Source organism: Burkholderia sp. MSMB0856 (genome assembly GCF_001524645.2).
In the GTDB taxonomy this organism is placed as follows: Bacteria; Pseudomonadota; Gammaproteobacteria; order Burkholderiales; family Burkholderiaceae; genus Burkholderia; species Burkholderia diffusa.
This window is the reverse complement of the sequence record NZ_CP013428.1, coordinates 695,625-720,309: the sequence shown is the minus strand read 5'-3', so window position 1 is coordinate 720,309 and position 24,685 is coordinate 695,625. Positions and strand designations below refer to the sequence as shown.

General features: G+C 63.4%; 19 protein-coding genes and 1 tRNA gene. 8 read left to right on the top strand and 12 right to left on the bottom strand.

Translation table 11 applies throughout. The features are described from left to right. Positions 1-339: 339 nt before the first annotated feature. The 3 genes from WS87_RS20900 (at position 340) to WS87_RS33700 (ending at position 4,097) form a co-directional block, all read left to right on the top strand. On the top strand, positions 340-2,673 hold the full coding sequence (locus WS87_RS20900) for a GH92 family glycosyl hydrolase (protein ID WP_159085699.1): 2,334 nt from the start codon (positions 340-342) through the stop codon (positions 2,671-2,673). A gap of 333 nt (positions 2,674-3,006) precedes the next feature. Then, complete coding sequence (locus WS87_RS20895; protein WP_059818818.1) at positions 3,007-3,753, top strand: hypothetical protein; 747 nt, start codon at positions 3,007-3,009, stop codon at positions 3,751-3,753. After that, the gene (locus tag WS87_RS33700) at positions 3,750-4,097 is read left to right on the top strand and encodes a hypothetical protein (RefSeq protein WP_159085698.1); all 348 of its coding nucleotides are present in this window, start codon (positions 3,750-3,752) and stop codon (positions 4,095-4,097) included. The genes WS87_RS20895 and WS87_RS33700 overlap by 4 nt, the downstream gene beginning before the upstream one ends. A gap of 1 nt (position 4,098) precedes the next feature. On the opposite strand, the gene WS87_RS20890 is transcribed toward WS87_RS33700, so the two are convergent. Then, positions 4,099-4,677, bottom strand: coding sequence for a DUF4337 domain-containing protein (locus tag WS87_RS20890; protein WP_059818817.1), 579 nt, complete (start codon positions 4,675-4,677; stop codon positions 4,099-4,101). Positions 4,678-5,195: 518 nt separating this feature from the next. After that, positions 5,196-6,245 carry an alpha/beta fold hydrolase gene (locus WS87_RS20880; RefSeq protein WP_082750641.1) on the bottom strand — a complete coding sequence of 350 codons (1,050 nt, stop codon included), beginning with the start codon at positions 6,243-6,245 and terminating at the stop codon, positions 5,196-5,198. 92 nt (positions 6,246-6,337) lie between these two features. Here WS87_RS20880 and WS87_RS20875 point away from each other — a divergent pair, with 92 nt between their 5' ends. Beyond that, positions 6,338-7,219 (top strand): LysR family transcriptional regulator, encoded by an 882-nt coding sequence (locus WS87_RS20875; protein WP_059818816.1) that lies wholly within the window; start codon positions 6,338-6,340, stop codon positions 7,217-7,219. A gap of 245 nt (positions 7,220-7,464) precedes the next feature. Here the strand turns inward: WS87_RS20875 and WS87_RS20865 are convergent. The 7 genes from WS87_RS20865 to fdnG form a co-directional block, all read right to left on the bottom strand. After that, positions 7,465-7,560 (bottom strand) — tRNA-Sec (locus WS87_RS20865). Positions 7,561-7,590: 30 nt separating this feature from the next. Further along, positions 7,591-9,516, bottom strand: coding sequence for a selenocysteine-specific translation elongation factor (gene selB, locus WS87_RS20860; protein WP_059818815.1), 1,926 nt, complete (start codon positions 9,514-9,516; stop codon positions 7,591-7,593). Further along, positions 9,513-10,952, bottom strand: a complete 1,440-nt coding sequence (gene selA, locus WS87_RS20855; RefSeq protein ID WP_059818814.1) for an L-seryl-tRNA(Sec) selenium transferase — start codon at positions 10,950-10,952, stop codon at positions 9,513-9,515. The genes selB and selA overlap by 4 nt, the downstream gene beginning before the upstream one ends. A 76-nt stretch (positions 10,953-11,028) precedes the next feature. After that, a complete protein-coding gene (gene fdhE, locus WS87_RS20850) occupies positions 11,029-11,964 on the bottom strand; it encodes a formate dehydrogenase accessory protein FdhE (RefSeq protein WP_175906405.1) in 936 nt (311 codons plus the stop codon). A gap of 109 nt (positions 11,965-12,073) precedes the next feature. After that, positions 12,074-12,700 (bottom strand): formate dehydrogenase subunit gamma, encoded by a 627-nt coding sequence (locus WS87_RS20845; RefSeq protein WP_059524797.1) that lies wholly within the window; start codon positions 12,698-12,700, stop codon positions 12,074-12,076. After that, positions 12,697-13,611, bottom strand: coding sequence for a formate dehydrogenase subunit beta (gene fdxH / locus WS87_RS20840; RefSeq protein WP_059524795.1), 915 nt, complete (start codon positions 13,609-13,611; stop codon positions 12,697-12,699). The genes WS87_RS20845 and fdxH overlap by 4 nt, the downstream gene beginning before the upstream one ends. A gap of 10 nt (positions 13,612-13,621) precedes the next feature. Further along, positions 13,622-16,693, bottom strand: coding sequence for a formate dehydrogenase-N subunit alpha (gene fdnG / locus WS87_RS20835; RefSeq protein ID WP_159085697.1), 3,072 nt, complete (start codon positions 16,691-16,693; stop codon positions 13,622-13,624). 141 nt (positions 16,694-16,834) lie between these two features. Here fdnG and WS87_RS20825 point away from each other — a divergent pair, with 141 nt between their 5' ends. From WS87_RS20825 to WS87_RS20815, 3 genes are all read left to right on the top strand, one after another. Next, positions 16,835-17,761, top strand: a complete 927-nt coding sequence (locus WS87_RS20825; RefSeq protein ID WP_059818812.1) for a YihY/virulence factor BrkB family protein — start codon at positions 16,835-16,837, stop codon at positions 17,759-17,761. A gap of 427 nt (positions 17,762-18,188) precedes the next feature. After that, positions 18,189-19,346, top strand: a complete 1,158-nt coding sequence (locus tag WS87_RS20820; protein ID WP_059524787.1) for a porin — start codon at positions 18,189-18,191, stop codon at positions 19,344-19,346. A gap of 467 nt (positions 19,347-19,813) precedes the next feature. Further along, on the top strand, positions 19,814-20,287 hold the full coding sequence (locus WS87_RS20815) for a VOC family protein (RefSeq protein WP_059689716.1): 474 nt from the start codon (positions 19,814-19,816) through the stop codon (positions 20,285-20,287). Between the two features lie 137 nt (positions 20,288-20,424). Here the strand turns inward: WS87_RS20815 and WS87_RS20810 are convergent, their stop codons facing one another. Beyond that, positions 20,425-21,225, bottom strand: coding sequence for an aminoglycoside adenylyltransferase family protein (locus tag WS87_RS20810; RefSeq protein ID WP_059819624.1), 801 nt, complete (start codon positions 21,223-21,225; stop codon positions 20,425-20,427). A gap of 259 nt (positions 21,226-21,484) precedes the next feature. Next, positions 21,485-21,934 carry an HU family DNA-binding protein gene (locus WS87_RS20805; protein ID WP_011548077.1) on the bottom strand — a complete coding sequence of 150 codons (450 nt, stop codon included), beginning with the start codon at positions 21,932-21,934 and terminating at the stop codon, positions 21,485-21,487. A 268-nt stretch (positions 21,935-22,202) separates the two neighbouring features. Here WS87_RS20805 and WS87_RS20795 point away from each other — a divergent pair, with 268 nt between their 5' ends. Further along, complete coding sequence (locus tag WS87_RS20795) at positions 22,203-23,321, top strand: acyltransferase family protein (protein WP_059818811.1); 1,119 nt, start codon at positions 22,203-22,205, stop codon at positions 23,319-23,321. A 325-nt stretch (positions 23,322-23,646) separates the two neighbouring features. On the opposite strand, the gene galU is transcribed toward WS87_RS20795, so the two are convergent. Next, the gene (galU, locus tag WS87_RS20790; RefSeq protein WP_034179975.1) at positions 23,647-24,534 is read right to left on the bottom strand and encodes a UTP--glucose-1-phosphate uridylyltransferase GalU; all 888 of its coding nucleotides are present in this window, start codon (positions 24,532-24,534) and stop codon (positions 23,647-23,649) included. Between the last annotated feature and the right edge of the window lie 151 nt (positions 24,535-24,685).

Below are 24,685 nucleotides of genomic sequence, written 5' to 3'. Positions count from 1 at the left end.
GCCGATACCTCGAGCTACACCCTCGCTACCGCTTCTCGAAGTCGGCACGCACTACCCACTCTCGCACATCAAGGCGGCATCGCGACAAGCCCCCCCTTGCTCTTCGCACCGCTTACCGTGCTGCCGTTGAAACTGCTCTTCCAAAACCACGGTCCGGCGCGGCTGCGGCGAATCGTCTGCTCCGCTGCTTACATTTCGTCCGAAGTTTCATTCAGTACGTCATGTTTAGCAAAACAAACAAAAAATCAGGGAGACATCTGATAGTTGATAAACCGGCGACTCCGTAATATTCCGTAACACCAAGGAGGTGGACAACAATTTCCAACAAGGAGACCGAAGGTGACAAATAGCACACGCTGGATCGTGGCCGCAGTCGCGGCCGCAATGTTGAGCACCGGTTGCGGCGGTGATACGGCTGACAGCCCGCCTGCAGATCATTCACCGATGTATCCCGGCAGGCCATCGAATCCCGGCTCTCCGTCGAATCCATCCAATCCCGGTACGCCGTCCAATCCGACACCGTCCGTCAAGGATTTGCAGTTGACGCGCTATGTCGACCCGATGATCGGCACCGATCAAGTGCCGCCGATCGATCCGGACATTGCGAAAGCCGAAGCTCACCCTGAAGATCTGCTCGGTGGATTTACGACGCCTGCCGCTACGTTGCCGTCCGGCATGGTTCAGTGGGGGCCGGATACTCCGCCTGTTCCCAACGTGTGGAGTCCGCCCGGCTACCATTACAGTCAGACGCAAATCACGGGTTTCAGTCTCACGCACCTGAGTGGTGTCGGCTGTAGCGCAGGTGGGGCGTTGCCGGTATTTCCGACCGTTGCCGGCGAGGATGGTCCTTCTTCGTTCAGGCATTCGAACGAAACCGCGAAGCCCGGCTATTACGGCGTGACCTTTGACAACGGCATCCGTACCGAACTGACGGCAACGTTGCGTTCCGGCGCCGCACGTTTCGCGTGGCCGGAAGGCAAGATCGGACAACTCAATATTTCGGCAGAAAGTATTGCAGCCGCAGGTGACGGTTCGATTGCCATCGATCCAGAAGACTCGCAAGCGTTGCAAGGTACGTTGACAGGCGGCGGTTTCTGCAGCAATGGCCAGACTTACACGATCAATTTTTACATCAAATTCGATCAGGACTTCAAATCGAACATAAGTGGCGACAGTGCAAAACTGACATTTTCGCCGTCGAAGCCGGTTAACATGAAGGTCGGAATTTCGTACGTCAGCATCAAGAATGCCAAGGAGAATCTGCAGCAAGAGAGCGGATCACAAACGTTCGACCAACTTGCGTCGCAGGCCGATGCAATTTGGAACAAGGAACTGAACGCAATCCAGGTGACAGGTGGCAGCGACGAAAATCTGAAGAAGTTCTATTCGGCCTTATATCACGCGCTCCTTGCGCCGAGCATTTTCAATGACGCGAACGGCGAATATCTGGCGATGGATGGCGCAACAGCCAAAGTTCAAACGGGTCACAGCCACTACACCACGTTTTCCACCTGGGATATTTACCGGTCGCTGATGCCGATGATTGCGTGGCTGAAACCGGCTGCAGCAAGCGACATGATGCAGTCGCTTGTCGACGATGCCAACGTGTGCGGCGGCAGCTTTCCGAAATGGGTTGAAGCCAGCACGAACAGCGACGTCATGCCGGGGGACGGCACGTCAATTCTTGTTGCGCAGAGCTACATGTACGGCGCAACCGGCTTCGATACGAAAAAGGCGTTGTCGATCATGCTCGATACGGCAAACGGTGTCGCCACCTCGTGTAACGGAATTACTGCGCTCCCCGGACTTTCCGATTACATCAAATATGGCTACCTGCCCCCGGAAACCGTCAGCAACGGCCCCGCATCGACGACGCTGGAATATGCGGCAACGGATTATGCAATTTCCCGTTTCGCGCAAGCGCTCGGCGACAGCAGTAACGCGGCGAAACTGCTCAAGCGTTCGGCAAACTGGAAAAATCTGATCAATCCGTCTGCCCCCGGTTATAACGGCACTACGTTGGCGCGCCTGTCGGATCGAAAAGGCGATGGTAGCTGGGTGGCGGACTCCTACAAGGAAGTCGAAGGAAACGTCGAACAATACACGTGGATGGTGCCGTTCGACATTCCGGGATTGATCAATGTCCTCGGTGGTGACAGCGCAGTCGTGCCCCGGCTCGATATGTTCAATCGCTTCCTGAATGCGGGTGAAGGCAGTCAGCACATGTGGATCGGCAACGAACCGTCGTTTGCAACGCCGTGGATTTACAACTGGACGAGCCGCCCGGACCGGACGCAAAAAGTCGTGCGCCGGATCGTCAACCAACAGTACACGACGGCCGCATCCGGTCTGCCGGGCAACGACGACGAGGGTGCAATGTCCGGTTGGTTTGTCTGGGCGGCGCTTGGCCTTTACCCGGAAGTTCCGGCTGTTCCCGGCTTTACGCTGACGAGCCCGTTGTTCCAGCATGCGCTGATTAAACTCGGCAACGGCAACATGCTCGCGATTGACGCCGACAATCCGGACTTCACCTACGTGAAAAACGCCACACTGAACGGCGCGGCATTGAACAGTACGTGGCTCGACCTGGATCAGCTCAAGAACGGCGGCGCACTCGCTTTCGGCCTGAGCGATGCACCTACGACGTGGGGGCGTTCCGCTGTCGCACGGTAACTTTTCAGCGCAAAGCAAACTGCGCGAAACCTGTTTGGCGTAGATCCATATCCGCTGGATAACGCTGATGTTGTTGATATGAGTATCTGACCGACCTCCATTGCCCCTCTTTCCTCGATCCCGAGGGGCAATTTCATGGCGGGTGTCTGTATTTCGGGCACCCGCTCTTTTTCGTACCGCGGAAGAAGTAAATCCCAATCGGGAAAAGCGCTCAGGACCATCGAGACATTTCCTCGACCTGGCGTTATTGCAATCGCTTGAAGCAGCAGCGGTTCATAGCGACGAGTTGCAGCCGAATGTCCAGCCATTGATCTGATCCACTGGAGATACACCATGACCACTGCAGAGACCCTCCATTTGTCTGCCGATCGGCTCGAAGGCGCGCAGAACAAAATTACCGATATATTTCACGCGATCGGAACAGTCTTGACCCTCATAAAGGAAGGACCCGACATTCAACTCGAGCTTGCGACTGACTGTGTCAAAGTGGCCGAGTTCAGTCTCGCAGGGCTATGCAGCATAATCGGCGTCGACACCTTCACCTCCCGGGAGCGCGAGCAGCGTTACCTACACCTTCGAGCAGCCAACAAGCGCATCCGTGATCTCGAGACGCAGCTTGGCAACACGGCGTCCCCGGAGAGCACTCAATACGCCATCAAAAACATTGCACTTCACCTCAAGAAGTGGTGGAACCGCGGCGGGTTCGGCTATGTGCACGACCTCGAATTCGGCGCCTACGGTACCTGTCATGGCAAATTCTCGTTTCGGCTCAACGCTGGAGTCCCGATCCTCGACTCGGACACGCCTGCCTTCGACAAGCGGAACGATGCTGCCCGGATAGAAAGCCTACGCAATCTGGGCTTCGTGATCGTTCGGGACGACCGGCAATGGGCGATCGCCGACTGCGATGCCAGCCGCGCTGCACTGATCGATCTTTTCGCGAAGAACATTCCGTCGGCCAAGGTTTTCAGGATCGAGAACGTAAATCGCTGGCGTGCGAATGACTTCGTCCTGACCACCGCCGAAGTCTACATTCATAAGTTGACCGAAATCCTCGCGCTCCCGATCCTTCCTGTTTGACGACCAAGGCCATGGTCACCCTAAACCTTCTCCAGCCGATTCCCGTCACGCGGGATGAGAACGGCTATTTCATGCATCCGGACCTTCGCCACTTCTGCGACGTCACGATGAACGGCGCCAGACAATGCGGCGCATTCGAGTGGAAAGCGCTCAAGGCCCGGGCCGGCATCAAGACGTCGGTTCACCTTCTGGAATCCGAGCCACAAGATCATCCAGCGGTCGATGCATATTTCGTACGCGGCATCCGCGAAGCATTACGTGCATCTGGTAACCGCCCAGCTTGCATAGCGCCCGTGTCCGCTTTTTACGGAATTCCAATCCCAAGCCATCGGCGGAAATCGTAGATCAAATCCCAAAGAAGGCAAAACCCGCGATCACGATGCCAATCGCGGCCACGCCGATCGACAGACCCTGCATCCATGACCGTCGCGTGAGGATCGTGATCGCCGCCAGTGCAATCGAGATCTGGATGATGGTCGTCGCCTGCGACCATCGATGGTGTCGGTGCATCCGCTCCTCACTCGCCACGTTGTTCTTCTCGACTTCCTTTTCCAGTGCCTCGGCACGTGCCCGGATCGGCTCCTTGTCGGCGCGGTATCTCGCGGCATCCGTCTCGAACCGCTTTCGCTGCGGCGACGTCTCCGGGCTCAACGCCGCACCGAGTTCGGCGAGGTTCTGCTTGTTGCCCTTCGCCTGATAGTAGGCCCACTGGTTCGCAGCCTCGGTTTTCCGGATCGCGGCGTCATTCTTGTAGAGCAACGCAAGGCTTTCGTCGGCACCGCTCTGATAGGCAGATATCGCGCCGAAGCAGGCAAGCACGGCCGTCAGCACCGCGATGCGCGACGTACCGTGATCGCCATCGTGAGCCGCGTGATGTTCCACGGCATGGTCGTGAGGACCATGAACTTCGTATTCTTCAGACATCCTTGGCACCCGCGTGATACGCGTTCTGTCGGGATAATGCGGCGATTATCGGGCACGAGGGCGATTTCGAGCAACGCCCCAGGCACCGAACGCGCGTGCGTCATAGCAGTGGCCCGGCAGCGCTTCACGCCGATACAGACCTGCCCGCAGAACAACACGTAGACGTAGGTCGGGAGATGGTCTAAGCGCATGGATCATGCGTTGCTCGGTCGAAGCCAAGAATCCAACGTTGCAGCCTCGTTCGACACTCGCGCGATTCACTCGCCGGATAACCGCCCGGCTCGCGGAAGCCGTCAAGAAGATCGGCCAGTCGTAGAGCGCCGACACGATACGGGCAGAAAAACCCGCCCCCCTTACGAAAAAAGCGCTCCCGATGGAGCGCCTGGATCGCCGAAAAACCCTTGTGGCGGAAGGCACCCAGAGTCGGACTGACCCGGGAGTGTCTGACATCCCCCACCGGATTTGAAGTCGGATTCCATTGTCTGCAAGATCAGTTGAAAGGCGCGAAACCGGTGCCGTTATTGCTTCTTTGCCAAAGGAGCTGTAAAGGCAAGTACGGCCTGTAGAAATTTCTCTCGATCCGGTCCTGGTTGAAGGTTGGCATAGTGGGAAGCACCCGCGAGTTCGACAAATTGCGCTGACGCCGCGCTCGTTAGATCGGCAAGAAGTGTTTGAGCATCGACGGAACGCGACCAAAAATCGTTACCCGATCTCAAGATCAAGACGTGAGAACGGATAAATGAAGCATCGAAAATTCGTCGGCCATTAACCATCAATAAAGTGTCGAAAAATGGTCCGCTCGGATGCCGAAAGCTCGGGGGCGTACGGGTATCCGCGGTTCGATCCCCTTCCATGGCTAGCGCAACATAGCGCGAGAGAAAAGCCGAATCGATACCGTCATCGCGCCAGTGGCCGACGAGCGCATCGGCCGTCGACAACTGGTAAGCACCGTATCGCTTGTGATCCAGTTCCGCTGGATGCTTTGGATCGCCAAATTCCGTCTGCAGGCGCCACCCTCCGGACGGGCCACCATATGCCCCGTTGTAATAAACCAGGTAAGTGATCTTTTCAGGGTAAAGCGATGCGTAATGTCCAAGCCATTGAGAACCAGTCGCCCAACCCATCGCGGCCAGGCGCGTTTCGCCTGGATTTCGGCGTTTAATGTCCTCTACTACGGCGGCAATGTCGCGCACCGCTTCGTTGGATCGAACAGCAGGCGGGGCCGCGAACTGTCCACCTTTCATTTCGGCAGGAAAACTGGATCTCCCGAACCCTCGCACATCCATCAGATACACGTGATGTCCGGCTTTTGCGAGTTCCTCCGCCGTCGACGTGCTGGGTGCATTAACGTCCCAACTTGCTAACACGCCGGGCCGTCCACCGTTGACCAGGAGCATCGGGCCGCGATCGGAACAGCTCTGGGTGTCCCGAATTTCCCGCACGAAAATTTGCAGACCGTCTTCGTCCAGGACCGTATAGTCTCGACGAACGATCTCGGCACACGTCTGTCGTGCCGACAGGGCAGACAGACCGAGCAGCGCAGCGAGGACAATTTGAGTAGGGCGCACGGCGGTTCCAGGTAGCAAAAATTGCCACCATTGTCTGACTGGATTAATAACCAATCCATGCCGTCGTTGAGGTTTTTTGATATCGTAGCGATATGGAGCTTCGCCATCTGCGCCACTTTCTTGCTGTTGCGGCAGAGTTACATATGGGGCGTGCCGCCCAGAGCCTCGGGATGGCCCAACCACCGCTCAGCCAGTCAATCGCACGTCTCGAAAAGGACGTCGGCGTTCCGCTATTCACCCGTGCTCATCGGCGTTTGAGCCTGACCGCAGCCGGTATGGCTTTTCTTGAAGAAGCTCAAGCGTCTGTTCGTCATGCAGAACGTGCGGCTGCCTTTGCAAGATCGGCCTCGCTCGGAGAGGCAGGGGTAATCCGGATCGGCTTCGATTCGGCCGCGCTCTATCAGCATTTACCGCAGCGATTGCTAGCCTTGAAAGCGCAATATCCAGCGATCCAGCCGGACCTGAAGGAGCTCTCGACCAACGATCAGCTCAAGGCCTTGGCGGACGGCGCGATTGATATCGGATTCGCCCATCCTCCATTCAGTACCGACAGCCCCATAGCCGTTCACGATTTCCCTGCCGAGATCAGCCTGGCCGTTCTGTTCGACGACGGGACGAGCGGCGATACATCGTTAGCAGAACTTGCCGATCAAGGACTGATACTCTTCCCCGCTCAGCAGGGGCCCGTACTTCACGCCCAGATACTAGGTGTATTTGCAGCGGCGGGACTCGAAGCCAGAATCGTTGCCGAAGCCAATCGCGCTTTAACCATGTTGTCGCTCGTCTCGGCGCAACTCGGCGCGACGATTCTGCCCGCTTCGACAAAGCGGCTTCACTTCACTGGCGTGCGGTTCGCCAGTATCTGCGACGCAACGATGCCGACGTGGCCACTGTCCATGGTAACTAGACGTGAACGGACTTCTCGACTTGTCAGAAAAGTTTGGCAACTCTTCCTGGACGTACCAACTGAATAGGATTACCGCATTCGTGGATCACTCGACAACGGCTCAATGATCCGCTGAAGTTTCCGGACCGGATCCAGGGCGAGTTTTGCGACGTCTACAAGAGCCGCCGCGAAATGCCGGAAATCGCAAATGCGTGCACGCATCGACAAATCCGCACGGCGATTCGCACCGCCCAAGCGGACATCCCAAGGCTGATTCCGATCAAGGATGAGTGGATCAAGGCGAGAAGGAAATCAGATCGCCGAAAACCAATGTGGCGGAAGGCAGCCAGAGTCGAACTGACCCGGGAGTGTCTGACACCCCCAACCGGGTTTGAAGCCCGGCCGTACCACCGGATACGAATGCCTTCCGTGGGAAAAAACCAAAAGAACGACGAGCGCCTACGCCTGTATACCCACCCAACCGCTGTCAGGCCGCAGGAAGTGAAGATCGCGGTGGAAGCGAGTATACCCAACCCGATCGAAGAATTCGAGAATCTGGATCGCCCGCTTGCGGCCGAGCCCGGTCGCGTCGCGAAACGTCGCCGCATCGAGCCCGCCGCCGCGCGTCGGCGCGAGATTGGCGACCAGCCCGGCCAGTTCGCGCACGATATCCGCGTGATAGAACAGGTCGCGCACGACCTGATGCACGTCGCCGCGCCGCGCGAGCTTGCGCAGCAGCGTGCGCACGGCATCCTCGGCCGCACCGGTGTCGCGCGCCAGATCGCGGACCCACGGCGGATCGAAGCGCCCCGCATGAATCAGCGGCAGCAGTTGCTGCGCCAGCGCTTCCTCGCGCGCATCGAAACTCACCGCATGCGACGGCAGATGCAACCACGGCCCGCTTCGCGCGACCTCCCCGCCATCCACCAGCGCATCGACCAACGCGCGCCACAGCACATCGCCGACGAGCGGCGCCGCCATCCGTCGCAGGCGTGCCGCATCGAGTCCCTGCTCGTCCGGCACGCGCTCGTGATACGCGCGCAGCGTGTCGATCGCCCGCGCTTGCAGCGCATGCCAGTGCGCTCGCGCGATCACCGTGCCGTCGTTCGACGCACGCTCGCGCTGGCCGATCGCCAGGGCGTCGTCCGGCAACGCGAGCGCGTCGGGCGCGAAGCCCGTCAGGTGCGTGAGCATCGTGCGTGCGATACCGAGCGGCGCCTGCGCAAGCAGCGCATCGAGCCGCCCTTCGTCGAGCCATGCCGCGAGTGCGTCGAGCCATGCGCGACGCGCGGGCGTGCGGCGCTTGCGCGCGGGACCGAACGGGTCGAGCACGCGGCCGCCGCCGACGGTGCGCGTCGCCTGCGGATTGCGGACGATGAAGCGATCGCCCGGCAGCGCGAACACGGGTTCGTCGAACACCAGTTGCACACGCATCTTTTGGCCGGCCGCGAGCGTATCGCCGTCGAGCAGTGCGACGTGCGCGACGCGATGCAGCGTGCCGAGATGCACGTGCAGCGGCGCCCAGTGCGTCAGCGTGAGCCCCGCATCGGCCAGCAGCGTCAGGTCGACGTCGAGACGCGGCGACGTCGCGACGAGCCGCGCGTCCGCGACGGTATCGCCACGCTCGACGTCCGCCTTGTCGACGCCGGCCAGGTTCAGCGCGCAGCGCTCGCCCGCGCGGCCCGCGCCGACCGGCCGGTTCTGCGCATGGATGCTGCGCACGCGCGCGGCGGCGCCGGTGCGCACGACCGCGAGCGTGTCGCCGGTCGCCACGCGTCCCGCGAACGCGGTACCCGTCACGACGGTGCCCTGCCCGGCGAGCGTGAACACGCGATCGACCGCGAGCCGGAACAGGCCGTCGTCGCGACGTGCGCGCCACGCGAGCGCCGCATCGGCGAGATGACGCTTCAATGCGGCGACGCCCGGATCGTCCTCGCGCGTCGCGCAGGTTTCGAAGATCGGCGCGCCATCGAGCGTCGTGCCGTGCAGCCACGCGGCGATCTCGTCGCGCACCGCCGACAGGCGTGCGGTGTCGACGCGATCGCACTTCGTCAGCGCGACCGCGCCATGCGTGACGCCGAGCAGTTGCAGGATCGCGAGATGCTCACGGGTCTGCGGCATCACGCCGTCGTCGGCGGCGATCACGAGCAGCGCGAAGTCGATTCCGCACGCGCCGGCCGCCATCGTATGAATCAGCTTCTCGTGGCCCGGCACGTCGATCAGGCCGAGCACGTCGCCGTTCTCGAGCGGCGTATATGCATAGCCGAGTTCGATCGAAATGCCGCGCGCCTTCTCTTCCTTCAAGCGGTCGGTATCGACGCCCGTCAGCGCGCGCACCAGCGTGGTCTTGCCGTGGTCGATGTGCCCCGCGGTACCGACGATCATGCAGCCGGCCCCGCGACCTGCACGCATTGCGCGACGAATGCCGCTTCGTCTGCCGCTTCGAGGCAACGCAGGTCGAGCCGCAGCGCGTTGTCGGCGATGCGGCCGATCACCGGACGCGGCCATTCGCGCAGTTTCTTCTCGAGTTGCGCGAGCGCGCGGCCGCCGCGCTTGCCGTCCGGGTTGCGCACGACGAGCCCGGCGCTCGGCAACTGATCGATCGGCAGCGCACCGCTGCCGATCTGGCTGAACATCGGCTCGACCGTCACGTCGAAACCGCTGCCGAGCGCGGCCTGCAACGCGGGGCGCACGCGCTCGGCGGCCTCGGCGATATCGCGCTGCGGCCGCGTCAGCAAGCGCAACGTGGTGAGCCGCTCGCGCAGGAATTCCGGCGCGCGGTAGAGCCGCAGCACGGGTTCGAGCGCGGCGAGCGTCAGCTTGCCGACGCGCAGCGCGCGCTTGAGCGGATGTTTCTTGATCTTCGTGACGAGCGCGCGATCGCCGACGATCAGGCCGGCCTGCGGCCCACCGAGCAGCTTGTCGCCACTGAACGTGACCACGTTCGCGCCGGCGGCGACGGTTTCCTGCACGGTCGTTTCGTGCGGCAGGCCCCATTGCGTCAGGTCGGCGAGCGTGCCGCTGCCGAGATCGACGGCGACCGGCAGCCCGTGCTCGCGTGCGAGCGGCGCGAGTTCGACCAGCGTCACTTCCTTCGTGAAGCCGCTGATCGCATAGTTGCTGCAGTGCACCTTCATCAGAATCGCCGTGCGCGGGCCGATCGCATCCGCGTAGTCGCGCAGATGGGTGCGGTTGGTCGTGCCGACCTCGCGCAACTTCGCGCCCGCGCGGCTCATGATGTCGGGAATGCGAAATGCACCGCCGATCTCGACCAGCTCGCCGCGCGACACGATCACTTCGCGTTTCGGCGCAAGCGCGGACAGCGTCAGCAACACGGCCGCGGCATTGTTGTTGACGACGGTAGCGGCTTCCGCGCCGGTCAGTTCGCACAGCAGATCGTCGATCAGGTCGTCGCGATCGCCGCGGCGGCCGGTGGCGAGATCGAATTCGAGGTTGACGGGCTGGGTGAGCGCGTCGACCACCGCACGCACCGCGTCGTCGGGCAACAACGCGCGCCCGAGATTGGTGTGCAGCACGGTGCCCGTCAGGTTGAACACAGGGCGGACGGCGCCCGCGTTCTGTGCGGCCAGCGTGCGGGCGACGGCCGCGGCGATGCGCGGCTCGTCGAGCGGCTCGGCCGCCGGCGGATCCTGCTGAGCGGCGGTGCGCCAGCGTTCGAGTTCGGCGCGCACCGCGTTCAGCACGCGGGTGCGGCCATAGTCGGCGAGCAGCGGTTGCAGCGGCGCCGACGACAGCACGCGCTCTACCGACGGCACGCGCGCGAGGACGGCATTCAATTTATTCAAACCCGGTTCGGTCACGTAATAGTGGCTCCATTTCCATGCGCGGCAGGGCAGCCGGCACCGGCGCTCGCGCGCCCGCCCCGGCTGCCTGCCGTCACTCCGCTTCGCGCGACATGTCCGGCCACAGCAGCGGGTTCGGCGAACTGCGCTGGTAGCCGGCCTCATTCATCAGCAGATCGAGCGTGAGGCTCGCGAGATCGTCCGCCAGCGGCTCGAACTCGTAGTCCTTCTCCTGGTAGCCGATCTTGCGATAGGTCTTGCATTCGTCGCACGACTCGGCCTTGACGGCTTCGCTGCCGCCCTCGATCCCGTGGTAGGCGATGCCCTTGGTCGAGTCGCAGTGCGAACATTTCGTGCGCACCATGTGCCACTCGGTCGTGCACAGCCCACACTGGAGGAAACGGTAGCCCTGGAACTGGCCGCCGACGCGCACGACGCTCGCGACCGGATGCGAGCCGCACACGGGGCACAGCCCCGGCTGGTCGAGATATGGGATGTCGGCCGGTGCGACGCGGCTCGCGAGATCGGTCCAGACGACCTGCAACGCGGCCATCAGGAACGGCGCGGTGGCCGGATCGACTTCGGCGAAGCGCAGCGCGAGGATCGCGTCGGCCTGTGCGTCGAGTTCGGCGGGCGCCATCAGGCGCAGCCGGTCGAGCAGCTTCGCGAGCGACGGATTGACGAGCCCGGCGCTTTCGACGCGGTCGAGCAGTTCGTACAGCACGGCCCGCCACTGCGGGTTGCGCTCGCCGTCGAGCGCCGGCACGAGCGGCATCGAATGCTGCTGCGCACGCGCGATCGCTTCGGGCGACGGCATCGGCAGGTTCAGCGCCTGCAGCGTCGCGTGCTGCGCATCGGCGACGGTCGCCATCAGCCGCAGGTAGCCGCTGATCGGGTTCAGGTCGGCGAGCTTGCGCAGCCGTGCGGCACGCGCGGCAAACACGGTGTCGCGCTCCGGCAGGCGAAAGCGCGGAATGGCCGAATGATCGAGCGTCGAGATCTCGGTCGGTTCGAGAATGCGTTGTGTCACGAAAATGTCATCCAAAAAAACAAGCGCCGACGGATCGGCGCTCTTCAGGCAGTCCCGGCGGCAGGCGGGACGGCACACCGCAATCGGCGTACCGCCCCGCTCCGGTGCGTTATTTCACGCTTTCACGGAACCACTTCGGGTGATGCTTGCGGGCCCAGCCCAGCGTGACGGTGCCGCGCACCATCGCCCCGATCGAGCCCTTCACCCACAACGCCGCGTAAATGTGCACGATGATGCTCGCGATCAGCACGAAGGCCGCCACGGCATGCACGACGGCCGCCGCGCGGATCATCCCGATCGGGAAGTAGAACGAGAAGTAGCGTCGCCAGATCACGATCCCCGACAGCAGGAGCAACAGCAGGCACGCCACCAACGTGAAGAATAGCAGCTTCTGCCCGGCGTTATAGCGCCCGACGGGCGGCAGCTTGTCTTCCTGGTTGGTCAGCACGTCGTCGATCTGCTTCAGCCATTGCCGGTCATCCGCGTCGAGCACGTTGTGGTGCCAGAAGCGCACCACGAGAATCGCGAACGACACGAACATCACGAGACCGACGAACGGATGCAGGATCCGAGTCCACTGGCCGCCGCCGAACAGCGCGGTGAGCCAGAACATCGACGGATGGAACAGCGCGAGCCCGGACAGCGCGAGCAGCACGAACGTGATCGCGGTGATCCAGTGGTTCGTGCGCTCGTTCGGCGTGTAGCGGACGATCAGGTTGGGGTCGTCGTGCTTCATTTTGCGTCCTCCTTGATGCGTCGCGCCTCGTCGCGGGCGGCGGCTTCCTCGTCCTCGCTGACCTCGTTCGGACCGACCCGGGTGTAGTGGAAGAACCCGGCCAGCGCGGTTAGCGCGAGCCCGGCGACCGCGAGCGGCTTCGCGATGCCCTTCCACAGCTTCACCATCGGGCTGATCGACGGATTGTCGGGCAGCCCGTGGTACAGCGACGGCTTGTCCGCGTGATGCAGCACGTACATCACGTGCGTGCCGCCGACGCCCTGCGGGTCGTACAGCCCCGCATGCTCGAAGCCGCGCTCCTTCAGGTCCTCGATCCGCTCGGCCGCGTGCTGCTTCATGTCCTCCTTGGTGCCGAACACGATCGCGCCCGTCGGGCAGGTCTTCACGCAGGCCGGTTCCTGGCCGACCGCGACACGGTCGGAACAGAGCGTGCATTTGTATGCGCGATGATCCTTCTTCGAGATCCGCGGAACGTTGAACGGGCAGCCGGTCACGCAATAGCCGCAACCGATGCAGTTCTCCTCGTGGAAATCGACGATCCCGTTGTTGTACTGCACGATCGCGCCCGGCGACGGGCACGCCTTCAGGCAGCCCGGATCCTCGCAATGCATGCAGCCGTCCTTGCGGATCAGCCACTCGAGGTCGCCTGCCGGGTTCTCGTATTCGGAGAACCGCATCACCGTCCACGAATGCTCGGACAGGTCGGACGGGTTGTCGTACACGCCGACGTTGGTGCCGACTTCGTCGCGCAGGTCGTTCCACTCCATGCATGCCGTCTGGCATGCCTTGCAGCCGATGCACTTCGATACGTCGATCAGCTTCGCGACGCTCCCGGTCACCGGTTCGCGCACCGTGGGCGGTGGCGTCGTGGTGGCCGAGACGCGCTTGATATCCAGCGATTGCAATGCCATCTCTTCCCCCTTACGCCTTTTCGACCTTCACCAGGAACGACTTGAATTCCGGTGTGTACGAGTTGCCGTCGCCTACGGACGGAGTCAGGGTATTGGCGAGATAGCCGGGCTTCGTCAGACCCTTGAAGCCCCAGTGCAACGGGACGCCGACCGTCTGGACCTTCTTGCCCTCGATCGTCAGCGGCTTGATCCGCTTCGTGACGAGCGCCACCGCGACGATGTAGCCGCGCTTGGACGACACCTTCACGCGATCGCCATGCGCGACGCCGACTTCCTTCGCGAGATCTTCGCCGATCTCGACGAATTGCTCGGGCTGGATGATCGCGTTCAGCCGTGCATGCTTGGTCCAGTAGTGGAAATGCTCGGTCAGCCGGTAAGTCGTCGCGACGTGCGGGAACTCCGACACCTTGCCGAACGACGCGCGGTCGTCCGGGAACACGCGGGCCGCCGGGTTATTCAGCGCCTGCGGGTTGTCGGGGTGCAGCGGATTCGCCGCGAGCGGCGTCTCGAACGGCTCGTAGTGCTCGGGGAACGGACCTTCGTTCATCCCCGCGCGGGCGAAGAAGCGCGCGACGCCTTCCGGGTTCATGATGAACGGCCCCATCCCGTTCTCGGGCGATTCGTCGGCCTTGAAGTCCGGCACGTCGGCGCCCTTCCACGCGCTGCCGTTCCAGCCGATCAGCTTGCGGGTCGGGTCGAACGGCTTGCCGCTCACGTCGCACGACGCGCGGTTGTACAGGATCCGCCGGTTGGCCGGCCAGGCCCACGCCCAGTTCAGCGTCTGGCCGATGCCGGTCGGGTCCGAGTTGTCGCGCCGCCCCATCTGGTTGCCGGCCTGCGTCCAGGCACCGCAGAAGATCCAGCAGCCGCTCGCGGTCGTGCCGTCGTCCTTCAGCTGCGCGAACGCGGCGAGCTGCTCGCCCTTCTTCACGAGCGTCTTGGCCGGATCCTTCGGGTCGGGCAAGTCGGCGAGCGCACGGCCGTTGAACTCCATCGCGAGCTCTTCGGGCGTCGGGCTTTCCGGGTTCGCGTACGGCCAGGTCAGGTTCACGATCGGATCCGGATACTTGCCGCCGTCCGCCTGGTACATCTTGCGCATGCGCAGGAACAGCCCCGACATGATCTCGAGGTCGCTGCGCGCCTGGCCCGGCGGCTCCGCGCCCTTCCAGTGCCATTGCAGCACGCGGCTCGAACTGACGAGCGAACCGTTTTCCTCCGCGAAGCACGTGGTCGGCAGACGGAACACCTCGGTCTGGATCTTCGACGCATCGACGTCGTTGTAGTCGCCGTGATGCTTCCAGAACTCGGACGTCTCGGTTGCGAGCGGATCCATGATCACGAGCCACTTCAGCTTCGCGAGGCCTGCCGCCGTCTTCACCTTCGACGGCGCCGCCGCGAGCGGGTTGAAGCCCTGGCAGATGTAGCCGTTCATCTTGCCGGCATTCATCAGCTCGATCGCCTGCAGCAGGTCGTACTGCTTGTCCAGCTTCGGCAGGTAGTCGTAGGCCCAGTTGTTCTCGGCGGTCGCCGCATCGCCCCACCACGACTTCATGAAGCTGACGTGGAAGGCCTTGTAGTTCTTCCAGTAACTCAGCTGGTTCGGTCGCAGCGGCAGCTGCGTGCGCTTCTTGATGTAGCCGTCGAAATCCTGCTCGGCCTGCATCGGCAGCGTCATGTAGCCGGGCAGCAGGTTCGACATCAGCCCGAGGTCGGTCAACCCCTGGATGTTCGAGTGGCCGCGCAGCGCATTCATGCCGCCGCCGGCGATGCCGATGTTGCCGAGCAGCAGCTGCACCATCGCGCCGGTGCGGATGATCTGCGCGCCGATCGAATGGTGGGTCCAGCCGAGCGCGTACAGCACCGTGCCGGCGCGGCCGGGAACGGCCGTCGTCGCGAGCATTTCGCACACCTTCAGGAATTTCTCCTTCGGCGTGCCGCACGTCTGCTGCACCATGTCCGGCGTATAGCGTGCGTAGTGCTGCTTCAGCAGGTTGTACACGCAGCGCGGATGTTGCAGCGTCGGGTCGACCTTCACGAAGCCGTCGTCGCCTCGTTCGTAGTCCCAGCTCGATTTGTCCGGGTACGCGTGTTTCTCCGCGTCGTAGCCGGAATAGATGCCGTCGTTGAACGCGAAATCCTCGCGCACGATGAACGAGAAGTCCGTGTAGTTCTTCACGTACTCATGCTGGATCTTGTCGTTCGTCAGCAGATAGTTGATCACACCGCCCAGGAAGACGATGTCGGTGCCGGTGCGGATCGGCGCGTAGTAATCGGCCACCGAGGCCGTACGCGTGAAGCGCGGGTCGACGACGATCAGCCGCGCCTTGCGGTGCGCCTTCGCCTCCGTTACCCACTTGAAACCGCACGGATGGGCCTCGGCTGCATTGCCGCCCATCACGAGAATCACGTCCGCGTTCTTGATGTCGACCCAATGGTTCGTCATCGCTCCACGGCCAAACGTCGGGGCAAGACCTGCCACCGTCGGGCCATGTCAGACACGCGCCTGATTGTCGAATGCGAGCATCCCCAGACTACGGATAGTCTTGTGGGTCAGGTAGCCGACTTCGTTGCTGCCCGCCGACGCGGCCAGCATGCCGGTGGTCAGCCAGCGGTTGACCTTCGCGCCGTCTTCGGCCGTCTCGACGAAGTTCGCGTCGCGGTCCGCTTTCATCAGCTTCGCGATCCGGTCGAGCGCGTCGTTCCAAGAGATCGGCTCCCACTTGTCCGAGCCGGGCGCGCGGTATTCGGGATGCGTCAGGCGGTTCGGGCTGTGGATGAAATCGATCAGGCTCGCGCCCTTCGGGCACAGCGTGCCGCGATTGACCGGATGGTCGGGATCGCCTTCGATATGGATGATGCTCGGCTGTGCGTTCTTCGCGCCGTCACCGAGGCTATACATCAGGATGCCGCAACCCACCGAGCAATAAGGGCAGGTGTTGCGCGTTTCGACTGTGCGCGCCAGCTTGTACTGTCGGACCTCGGCGAGCGCTTCCGTCGGAGAAAAGCCCATCAGGGCAAGACTCGATCCGGCAAGCGACGTGGCCGTCACCTTCAGGAACTGGCGCCGGGACATTTGTAGCATGATGGTCTCGGCGTTTTTGTGGGGTGAGGTGAAACTGAAAGGAATTATAGACAGTTCAGGCAACTATGATCGAATCCTCGGATCAATACCGATTTGTCTGATCCGCCGATGTCCTTGCGTACAACGCCCAACCGAACCGTCATGAAACGACCGATCACGTCCGAAGCCACCCGTCTCGCGCAACAGCAGGCCAACTGGGCACTCAATGCGTTCAAGCGCTTCTCGTCCGACCGCTGCTCGGCGATGGCCGCGAGCATCGCATTCTTCTCCGCGTTCTCGCTCGCGCCGACGCTCGTGATGGTGATCGCCGTGGCCGGCTGGTTCTACGGCGACGACGCCGCACGCGGCCAGGTGTTCGAGCAGGCGCATCAGTTGATCGGCGACGACGCGGCGGCCAGCATCCAGACGATCGTGCAGAACGCGCATCGCGCGGGCGAGCGCGGCGGAATCGCGACGCTGATCTCGTTCGCCGCGCTCGCGGTCGGCGCGTCGGCGACGTTCGCGTCGCTGAACACCGCACTGAGCGTGATCTGGCCCAGCACGGAAAGCCGCTGGTCGAGCATGCTCGGGCTCGTGCGCGTGCGGCTGGTTTCGTTCGGGCTCGTGCTCGGCGTCGCGTTCCTGTTGATCGTGTCGCTGGTGCTCGATACCGCGATCACGTTCGTCGGCACCTGGCTGCTCGGTGATTCGCCGTACGTCGTGATCACCAATCTGCTGCAGTTCTTCGTCGGCATCGCGGTGCTCGCGGGCGCGTTCGCCGCGCTGATGAAGTTCCTGCCCGATGCGCGCGTCGCATGGCGCGACGCGACGATCGGCGGAATCGTGTCCGCGATTCTGTTCTCGGGCGGCAAGAAGCTGTTCGCGCTGTACCTCGCGCGTGCGGGCACGGCCAGCGCGTTCGGCGCGGCCGGATCGTTCGCGGTCCTGCTGATGTGGCTGTACTTCTCGGCGGCCGTGCTGCTGCTCGGCGCGGAATTCGCGGCCGCGCGCGGCGATGCGCATCGCCGCACCGGCAACGCCGCGGCCGCGGCCGCGGCCGCGCCGACCGATCGCGCAAGCGGCGACTGATTCCCCACGTATTGCTTCCCGCGGTCGCGCCGCGCGCGTCGTATCGCCGCCCTACGCGACCGCCTCCCTTTCCGCAACCACCCCGCCCGCCGCGCATTCGCGCACGTTGACGCGTTCTTTGCGTCGGCAGGCGATGCGTGCTGCAACAGCAAACGTTTGCATGCCTCGATTTCCGCGCACGAACCGGCGAAATCCGCCCTTCTCCTGCCGAACGCATCAACAGTTGCAACAATCGCAGCGCACCAAATGTCAACTATTTCAAAAAGAGGAACAGTCGTTGATGTCCTTGATATATATGGATTTTTTTCCGCTGTTACCTTTTCGAGACACTTTATTTTTTAAGCTTTCTTGCACGTATGGCACTGAGCTATTCTCCAATCCGCAACAAATAACGAATGACGATTCATTTGCGTGGAGATACTCAACGATGAAGAAACTCGCACTCTCGACCCTCTCGCTCGCCCTGCTGGGCGCCGCTGGCGCTGCTCACGCTCAGTCGAGCGTCACGCTGTACGGCGTGATCGATACGTCGATCGCATGGGTTCACGGCAACAACGGCCAAGCCAACAACTCGTGGCAAATGCTGTCGGGCAACCTGCAAGGCAGCCGTTGGGGCCTGAAAGGCGCTGAAGACCTCGGCGGTGGCCTGAAGGCGATCTTCCAGTTGGAAAACGGTTTTGATCCGGGCACCGGCCACCTGAACCAGGGCGGTCGCATGTTCGGTCGTCAGGCATACGTCGGCCTCGAGAGCGCCCAGTACGGTACGCTGACGCTCGGCCGCCAGTACGACCCGCTGGTCGATCTGGTCCAGGCAGTCACGGCTGACAACTACTTCGGCAGCGTGATGGCAACGCCGGGCGACGTCGACAACAACGACAACTCGCTGCGCGTCAGCAACGCAATCAAGTACACGTCGCCGGTCTGGGCAGGCTTCCAGGTCGAAGGCATGTACGCTCTCGGCGGCGTTGCAGGCAAGACGGGTTCGGGCCAGACGTGGTCGGTCGCGGCTGCCTACAACAACGGCCCGGTCGGCGTTGCAGCAGGCTACTTCTACGCAGCCAACCCGTCGCCGACGACGGCTGTCGGCCGCGCAGGCTGGGGTTCGACGACGTCCGACGCGATCTTCGACGGCCCGATCAACTCGGGTTACGCAACGGCGAAGTCGATCGCCATCGCGCAAGTCGCAGGCCAGTATGCCCTCGGCCCGGTGACGTTCGGCGTCGGCTACAGCAACGCACAGTACAAGCCGGATGCGTTCTCGGGCTTCGGCTCGACCGAGAAGTACAACACGATCCGCGGCTTCGCAACGTACCAAGTCACGCCGCCGCTGCTGCTGGGCCTCGGCTACTCGTACACGAAGGCTAGCGGCGACACGTCGGCTAAGTACCACCAAGTCGGTGTCGGCGCGGACTACTCGCTGTCGAAGCGCACGGACGTCTACCTGGTTGGCGCATACCAGCACGCAAGCGGCACGCAGCTCGTCGACGGCGTGCAGCAAAGCGCGCAAGCGTCGATCGCTTCGTACGGCTTCGCTGGCAAGAGCTCGGCCGAGCTGGTCGCGGTCGGCATTCGCCACAAGTTCTAAGAAGTACGTTTCCGGTGTGCATGGCGTCTCCGACGCCATGTCGCCGAACTGCAAAACCAGTCACCGGTTTCGGCCGTGGCTGGTTTTTTTTCGTCCGTTGCCGGCGGCGCCGTGGCGGGCGATGGCCGTGGTCGACACTTGGGTACGGCAACCGGCCGGGAGCGGCTCCTGGGCCGCCTGTCGCGCGCTGGAAGCCTGTCCTGAGGCATCCGGACACCCCTTGCTGTCCGACGGCCGCATACGGCCGGTCAGGCGCACGCCGCCGCGCGAACCTCGCCATATCCCCCTGACGCGCGACGACGGAACCGCCATCGCAACGGACGCTTGCGCGCCCACCCTGCCGATTTCGATACAGCGACGCGAAGCACTATGCTTCGACTTGTCGATTTCGACGGCCTTCATCCGTCGTATCGATGGCGGCACGCAGATTGCCCCATCCTTCACCGACATCCGACAGGAGACGCTCCATGACGATTCAGAAGATCACGCCGTTCCTCTGGTATGCGACGGAAGCCGAAGAAGCCGCGGCCTTCTACGCGGGCATTTTCCCGAACTCGCGCGTCGTGCGCGTCACGGCGATACCCGGCACCAGCGGCACCCGGATGGTCGAATTCGAGCTGTTCGGCCAGCCGTTCATCGCGATGAGCCACCCGCGCACCGAGACATTCAACCACGCGATCTCGCTGATGATCAGTTGCGCCGACCAGGCGGAACTCGACCGCTACTGGAGCGCGTTGCTCGACAACGGCGGCACGGCCGACGGCTGCGGCTGGCTGCGTGACCGCTTCGGCGTCTCATGGCAGATCGTGCCCGACGCGCTGATCCCGATGATGGCCGACCGTGACGAGGTCAAGGCGGCGCGCGTGGCCGCGGCCATGATGCAGATGACGAAGTTCGACGTCGCCGCGCTGAAGGCCGCCTACGCCGGCACGGCGGGCTGACGAAGCACGGGCGCCGCGGCCTCCTTCGCGCGGGCATCGGCACGCCCGCGGCACGCGCGATACGCGCCTGACCGCGGCCGTCGACGGGATTGCATCGTGCCGCGACGCAATCGCGGCCAGCGACCGTTCGCGCGCGACTACGCCGACAACGTGGCTTCGACGATCCGTCGCACGTAACGCACGAATGCGGCGACCGGTTGGCCCGACAACAGCGCGTCGGCACCGTCGCCGTCACCGCGCAGATAGACGATACGCGCGGCCGACAGAACGGGGCGGTACGTGTCGGGCAGGCGCTCCAGCGCCCACGCCGCGGCGACATCCTTCGGCGCGATCCTGCCGGTCGCGGCGCTGTACCAGATGCGCGCGAGCGCGAGCACGACGTTGCATTCGTCGCCGCGCCAGTCGGGCTCGGCATTCCACTGCGCAACCGTGGCGAGGAGCGCGGCGACGAAATCGCGTGCGGGCACCGCGTCGAACCACGCGGCCGCGCGCGGCCCGCGCAGCGCAACGTCGTGCTGCCGCACCTTCGTCAACAGAATCGCCAGATCGTGATCGACGCATGCCGGCTCGACGATACCCGCGCGCAGATCGCGGCGCAGCCACTCGCCGAACTGCAGTTCGCGCCGGGCGGGATGACGCCACGGCACCACGTCGCCGCGCACGACCACGGTTACTTCCAGCGCGCGCCTGAGCGACTCGCTCCGTGGCGGCGCAGACACGTCGAGCAAGTCGAGCAGCAGCGCGCGCCGCACCGCTTCGCCCGGCGATGCGGCAACCGTCACCAGCAGGTCGATGTCGCTGCGCGGTTTCAGCCCGCCGTCGAGCGCCGAACCGAACAGATGCATCGCCTGCAGCGTCGCGCCGAGATGCCGTTCGATCGCGGCGCACGCGACCGTCACCTGCTCGGCGATCTCGGCGGGAACGATCGTCGCGTTCATCGCGCAAGCCCCGCGCGACGCACGCGCAACGCGCGGCGATGCACAGCCGCGCGCCGGCACGAACACGACGATCCGGCCATCCGCGCAAGCGGCCCGCCACACCGGATGCGCGTCACGTCATGCCGTATCCGCGCCGTGCGATACCGACGCGGCCGTTCGATTTGCGCGGCGCAATAAAAATCCCCGTACGCTTTCGCGTACGGGGATCGTCGGACATCGCAACGGCCGCCGACATGCATTCGGCGACCGTTACGCGGCATTACGCAGCCGCGTCCTTCAGCTTCTTCAGCGCACGTGCCTTCACGCGCACGCTGGCCGGCTTTGCCGGGAACCAGCGCTCTTCGCCCGTGAACGGATCCTTGCCGAAGCGCTTCTTCTTCGCCGGCACGACTTGCGCCGTGATCTTCAGCAGACCCGGCAGCGTGAACTCGCCTGCGCCCTTCTTGTGAACCGAGCCCAGCACGACGTTCTCGAGTGCGACGAGCACTGCCTTGACCGCCTTCACTTCGACAGCTGCGCGCTCAGCGATGTGCGTTGCGAGCGATGCCTTCGTGAACTTGTCCTTCAGCGGCGTCGGAGCAGCCGGTGCTGCCTTCGCGACAGCCTTCTTGGCCACTACTTTCTTCGCGGGCGCAGCCTTTTTGGCAGCCACTTTCTTGGTGGCCGGTGCGGCAGCCTTCTTGGCCACCTTTTTTGCGGAAGTCGCCATGTTTCTCCTACCAGGTGTGGTCGTTGGATACACGAAGCGTGCAACGCGCGCGCTTCAACGCCGGATTCTACAAGCGCCTTGACGCTTCGTGGAGTACTTTTATGCGTTTTCGCGGGGTTTCCCGCAGGTTTTGTTGCGCGCGACCGACTTCGACGGCGCTCCAGCATCGAAAAACGCCTTCACGTATACGTCCAAACGCGTCCGATCGCGAATTACGTTCGATATTTGCGCACCTATACTGACCTCGCTCAGTGCCCCGGATGCCTTCATGCGCGAAGTCAGATACGTCAAAGGACTCGACGGCCTGCGAGCCATCGCCGTCATCCTCGTTTTCCTGTCCCACAAGGGCCACGTCCTCGCTGTCGACGTGGGCAAGCTCGGTGTGTGGACGTTCTTCTTCATCAGCGGATTCCTGATCGTCGGCGAACTGCATCGCAATCGTCAGGCGATCGAGTGCGGCGCGATGACGCGCCGCCATGCGCTGGCGCTGTTTCTCGCGAAGCGCGCGCTGCGGATCTTTCCCGTCTACTACCTGCTGCTCGCCGCGCTCGCGATCGCGCACGCGCTGTTCTACCAGCGCGGCGTCGATCTCGGGCTCGCTTGGCACGCCACGTTCCTGTCGAATTACTGGATCGGCGTCGTCAAGGACGGCTGGCCGGGCTCCACGTCGCACTTCTGGAGCCTCGCGGTTGAGCAGCAGTTCTATCTGATTGCGCCGCTCACGCTGCTCGCGGTGCCGGCCGCGCGCCATGTCGTGCTCGGCGTCGCGGCCATCGCGCTGTGCGCGGCCGCGCATCTCGCGCTCTACGCGGTCGACGCATCGCCGGTGCTGATCTACGCGTTTTCCCCGTGGAATTTCGCGCTGATCGCGCTGGGCGGCGTCGGTGCGATGGCGCTCGCCGATCGCGGCCAGGACGTCGTCCGCCGCATTCCGCCCGGCTGGCTCGCCGCCGCCGGCGTCGTGTTCTTCCTCGCGCTGCCCGCGTTCACGATGCTGCCGGACGTCGTCACGGGGCTCGCGGATCTCGGCCTGTCCGCGTCGCTTGGCGCGCTGATGCTGTGGATCGTCACCGAACCCGACCATCCGGCCGTGGCACTGCTCGACTGGGCGCCGCTCGTCTATCTCGGCACGATCAGCTACGGCTTCTACCTGTTCCACAACCTGATCCCGGCACGTTTCGGGGAGATGCCCGCGCTGTTCGCGCGCGTGCCGATGCCCGGAATCGTCCGGGACGTGCTGCCCGAACTGCTGCAGTTCGCGCTTGCCGTGCTGCTCGCACATCTGTCGTGGCGCTATCTGGAACGGCGCCTGCTCGACTTCAAGAAGCCGATCGCCGCGATGCTGGCCCGGTACTTCGTCGCGCGGCCGAGCACGTCGCCGCGCTGAGCGCGAGACCGGCGCGGACGCGACGCAGCCTGTACGCAACCCTCGTTCATCAGCGCGCAAGCGGCCGGCGCGCCGGCACCGGTTTCAACGCCGCGGTGTCCGGCGCACCGCGCAACGCGCAACGCGCGCTCGAACCGGCATCACCGTCCGGCGGCATACCAAAATCGTCGCGTACGCACCCGCTCGAATCCGCCCGAAATCCGCATCGCCGGTCACCCGCCGCCGCACGCGCGCACTTCGTCCACACGCAAAAAAGCCCCGACGCACGAGGCAGCCGGGGCCAACGGAACAACCACCACCTGAAACAACGGAGCAGCGCAGCTGCTTATGCGACAGCAGCCAGCGCGGGCAGACAGGTACGCAGGTACGCCTCGAATTCGCGGCTCACTTCCGGATGCTGGAGCGCGAGCTCGACGGTCGCCTTGAGGTAGCCGATCTTGCTGCCGCAATCGAAACGCGTGCCGTAGTAGCGATACGCGAGCACCTGCTCGTTCGCGAGCAGCGTCTGGACCGCGTCGGTCAGCTGCAACTCGCCGCCTGCGCCCGGCTTGAGCTTGCGCAGGTGATCGAAGATCGTCGGCATGAACACGTAGCGGCCGACCACGCCGAGGTTCGACGGCGCGTCTTCCGGCGCCGGCTTCTCGATGATGCCCGACAGCTTGATGATGTCCTCTTCCCACTCGCGGCCCTCGACGACGCCGTACGAGCGGCTGTCCTCGCGCGGAATCGTCTCGACGCCGATCACCGAGCTGTGATAGTGGTCGAACACGTCGACGAGCTGCTTGAGCACCGGCTGTTCGCCATGCAGCAGGTCGTCGGCGAGAATCACCGCGAACGGCTCGCCGTGCACGAGCTTTTCCGCGCACAGCACCGCATGGCCGAGACCGAGCGCTTCCGGCTGGCGCACGTAGAAGCAGTTCACGTGGCTCGGCTTGATGCCGCGCACGAGTTCGAGCAGCTTTTCCTTGCCGCGCGCCTCGAGTTCGGCCTCGATCTCGTACGACTTGTCGAAGTGATCCTCGATCGCGCGCTTGCTGCGCCCGGTCACGAAGATCATCTCGGTGATACCGGCGTTGATCGCTTCCTCGACCGCGTACTGGATCAGCGGCTTGTCGACGACGGGCAGCATTTCCTTCGGGCTCGCCTTCGTTGCCGGGAGGAACCGCGTGCCGAGACCGGCGACGGGGAACACGGCCTTGGTGACTTTCAACATGTTCGCATCCTGATTGCGTTGACAGCGCCGCGTCGCTGGGCGACCCGGCGCAATTGTTTTTCGAACGGCATATCGAGAACCGGCGGCACGGCCAATTCCACTCCGCTCATTTTCGATATGGACCTATTGCCCACGTTTCAAGAAAATAGAT

Bases quoted from the DNA above. Each gene is read 5' to 3' on its own strand.
- WS87_RS20845 (WP_059524797.1), bottom strand. From the start codon at position 12,700: ATGAAGCACGACGACCCCAACCTGATCGTCCGCTACACGCCGAACGAG.
- selB (WP_059818815.1), bottom strand. From the start codon at position 9,516: ATGATCGTCGGTACCGCGGGGCACATCGACCACGGCAAGACCACGCTG.
- galU (WP_034179975.1), bottom strand. From the start codon at position 24,534: ATGTTGAAAGTCACCAAGGCCGTGTTCCCCGTCGCCGGTCTCGGCACG.
- WS87_RS20820 (WP_059524787.1), top strand. From the start codon at position 18,189: ATGAAGAAACTCGCACTCTCGACCCTCTCGCTCGCCCTGCTGGGCGCC.
- WS87_RS20805 (WP_011548077.1), bottom strand. From the start codon at position 21,934: ATGGCGACTTCCGCAAAAAAGGTGGCCAAGAAGGCTGCCGCACCGGCC.
- WS87_RS20875 (WP_059818816.1), top strand. From the start codon at position 6,338: ATGGAGCTTCGCCATCTGCGCCACTTTCTTGCTGTTGCGGCAGAGTTA.
- WS87_RS20815 (WP_059689716.1), top strand. From the start codon at position 19,814: ATGACGATTCAGAAGATCACGCCGTTCCTCTGGTATGCGACGGAAGCC.
- WS87_RS20825 (WP_059818812.1), top strand. From the start codon at position 16,835: ATGAAACGACCGATCACGTCCGAAGCCACCCGTCTCGCGCAACAGCAG.
- WS87_RS20895 (WP_059818818.1), top strand. From the start codon at position 3,007: ATGACCACTGCAGAGACCCTCCATTTGTCTGCCGATCGGCTCGAAGGC.
- fdxH (WP_059524795.1), bottom strand. From the start codon at position 13,611: ATGGCATTGCAATCGCTGGATATCAAGCGCGTCTCGGCCACCACGACG.
- WS87_RS20810 (WP_059819624.1), bottom strand. From the start codon at position 21,225: ATGAACGCGACGATCGTTCCCGCCGAGATCGCCGAGCAGGTGACGGTC.
- WS87_RS20890 (WP_059818817.1), bottom strand. From the start codon at position 4,677: ATGTCTGAAGAATACGAAGTTCATGGTCCTCACGACCATGCCGTGGAA.
- WS87_RS20795 (WP_059818811.1), top strand. From the start codon at position 22,203: ATGCGCGAAGTCAGATACGTCAAAGGACTCGACGGCCTGCGAGCCATC.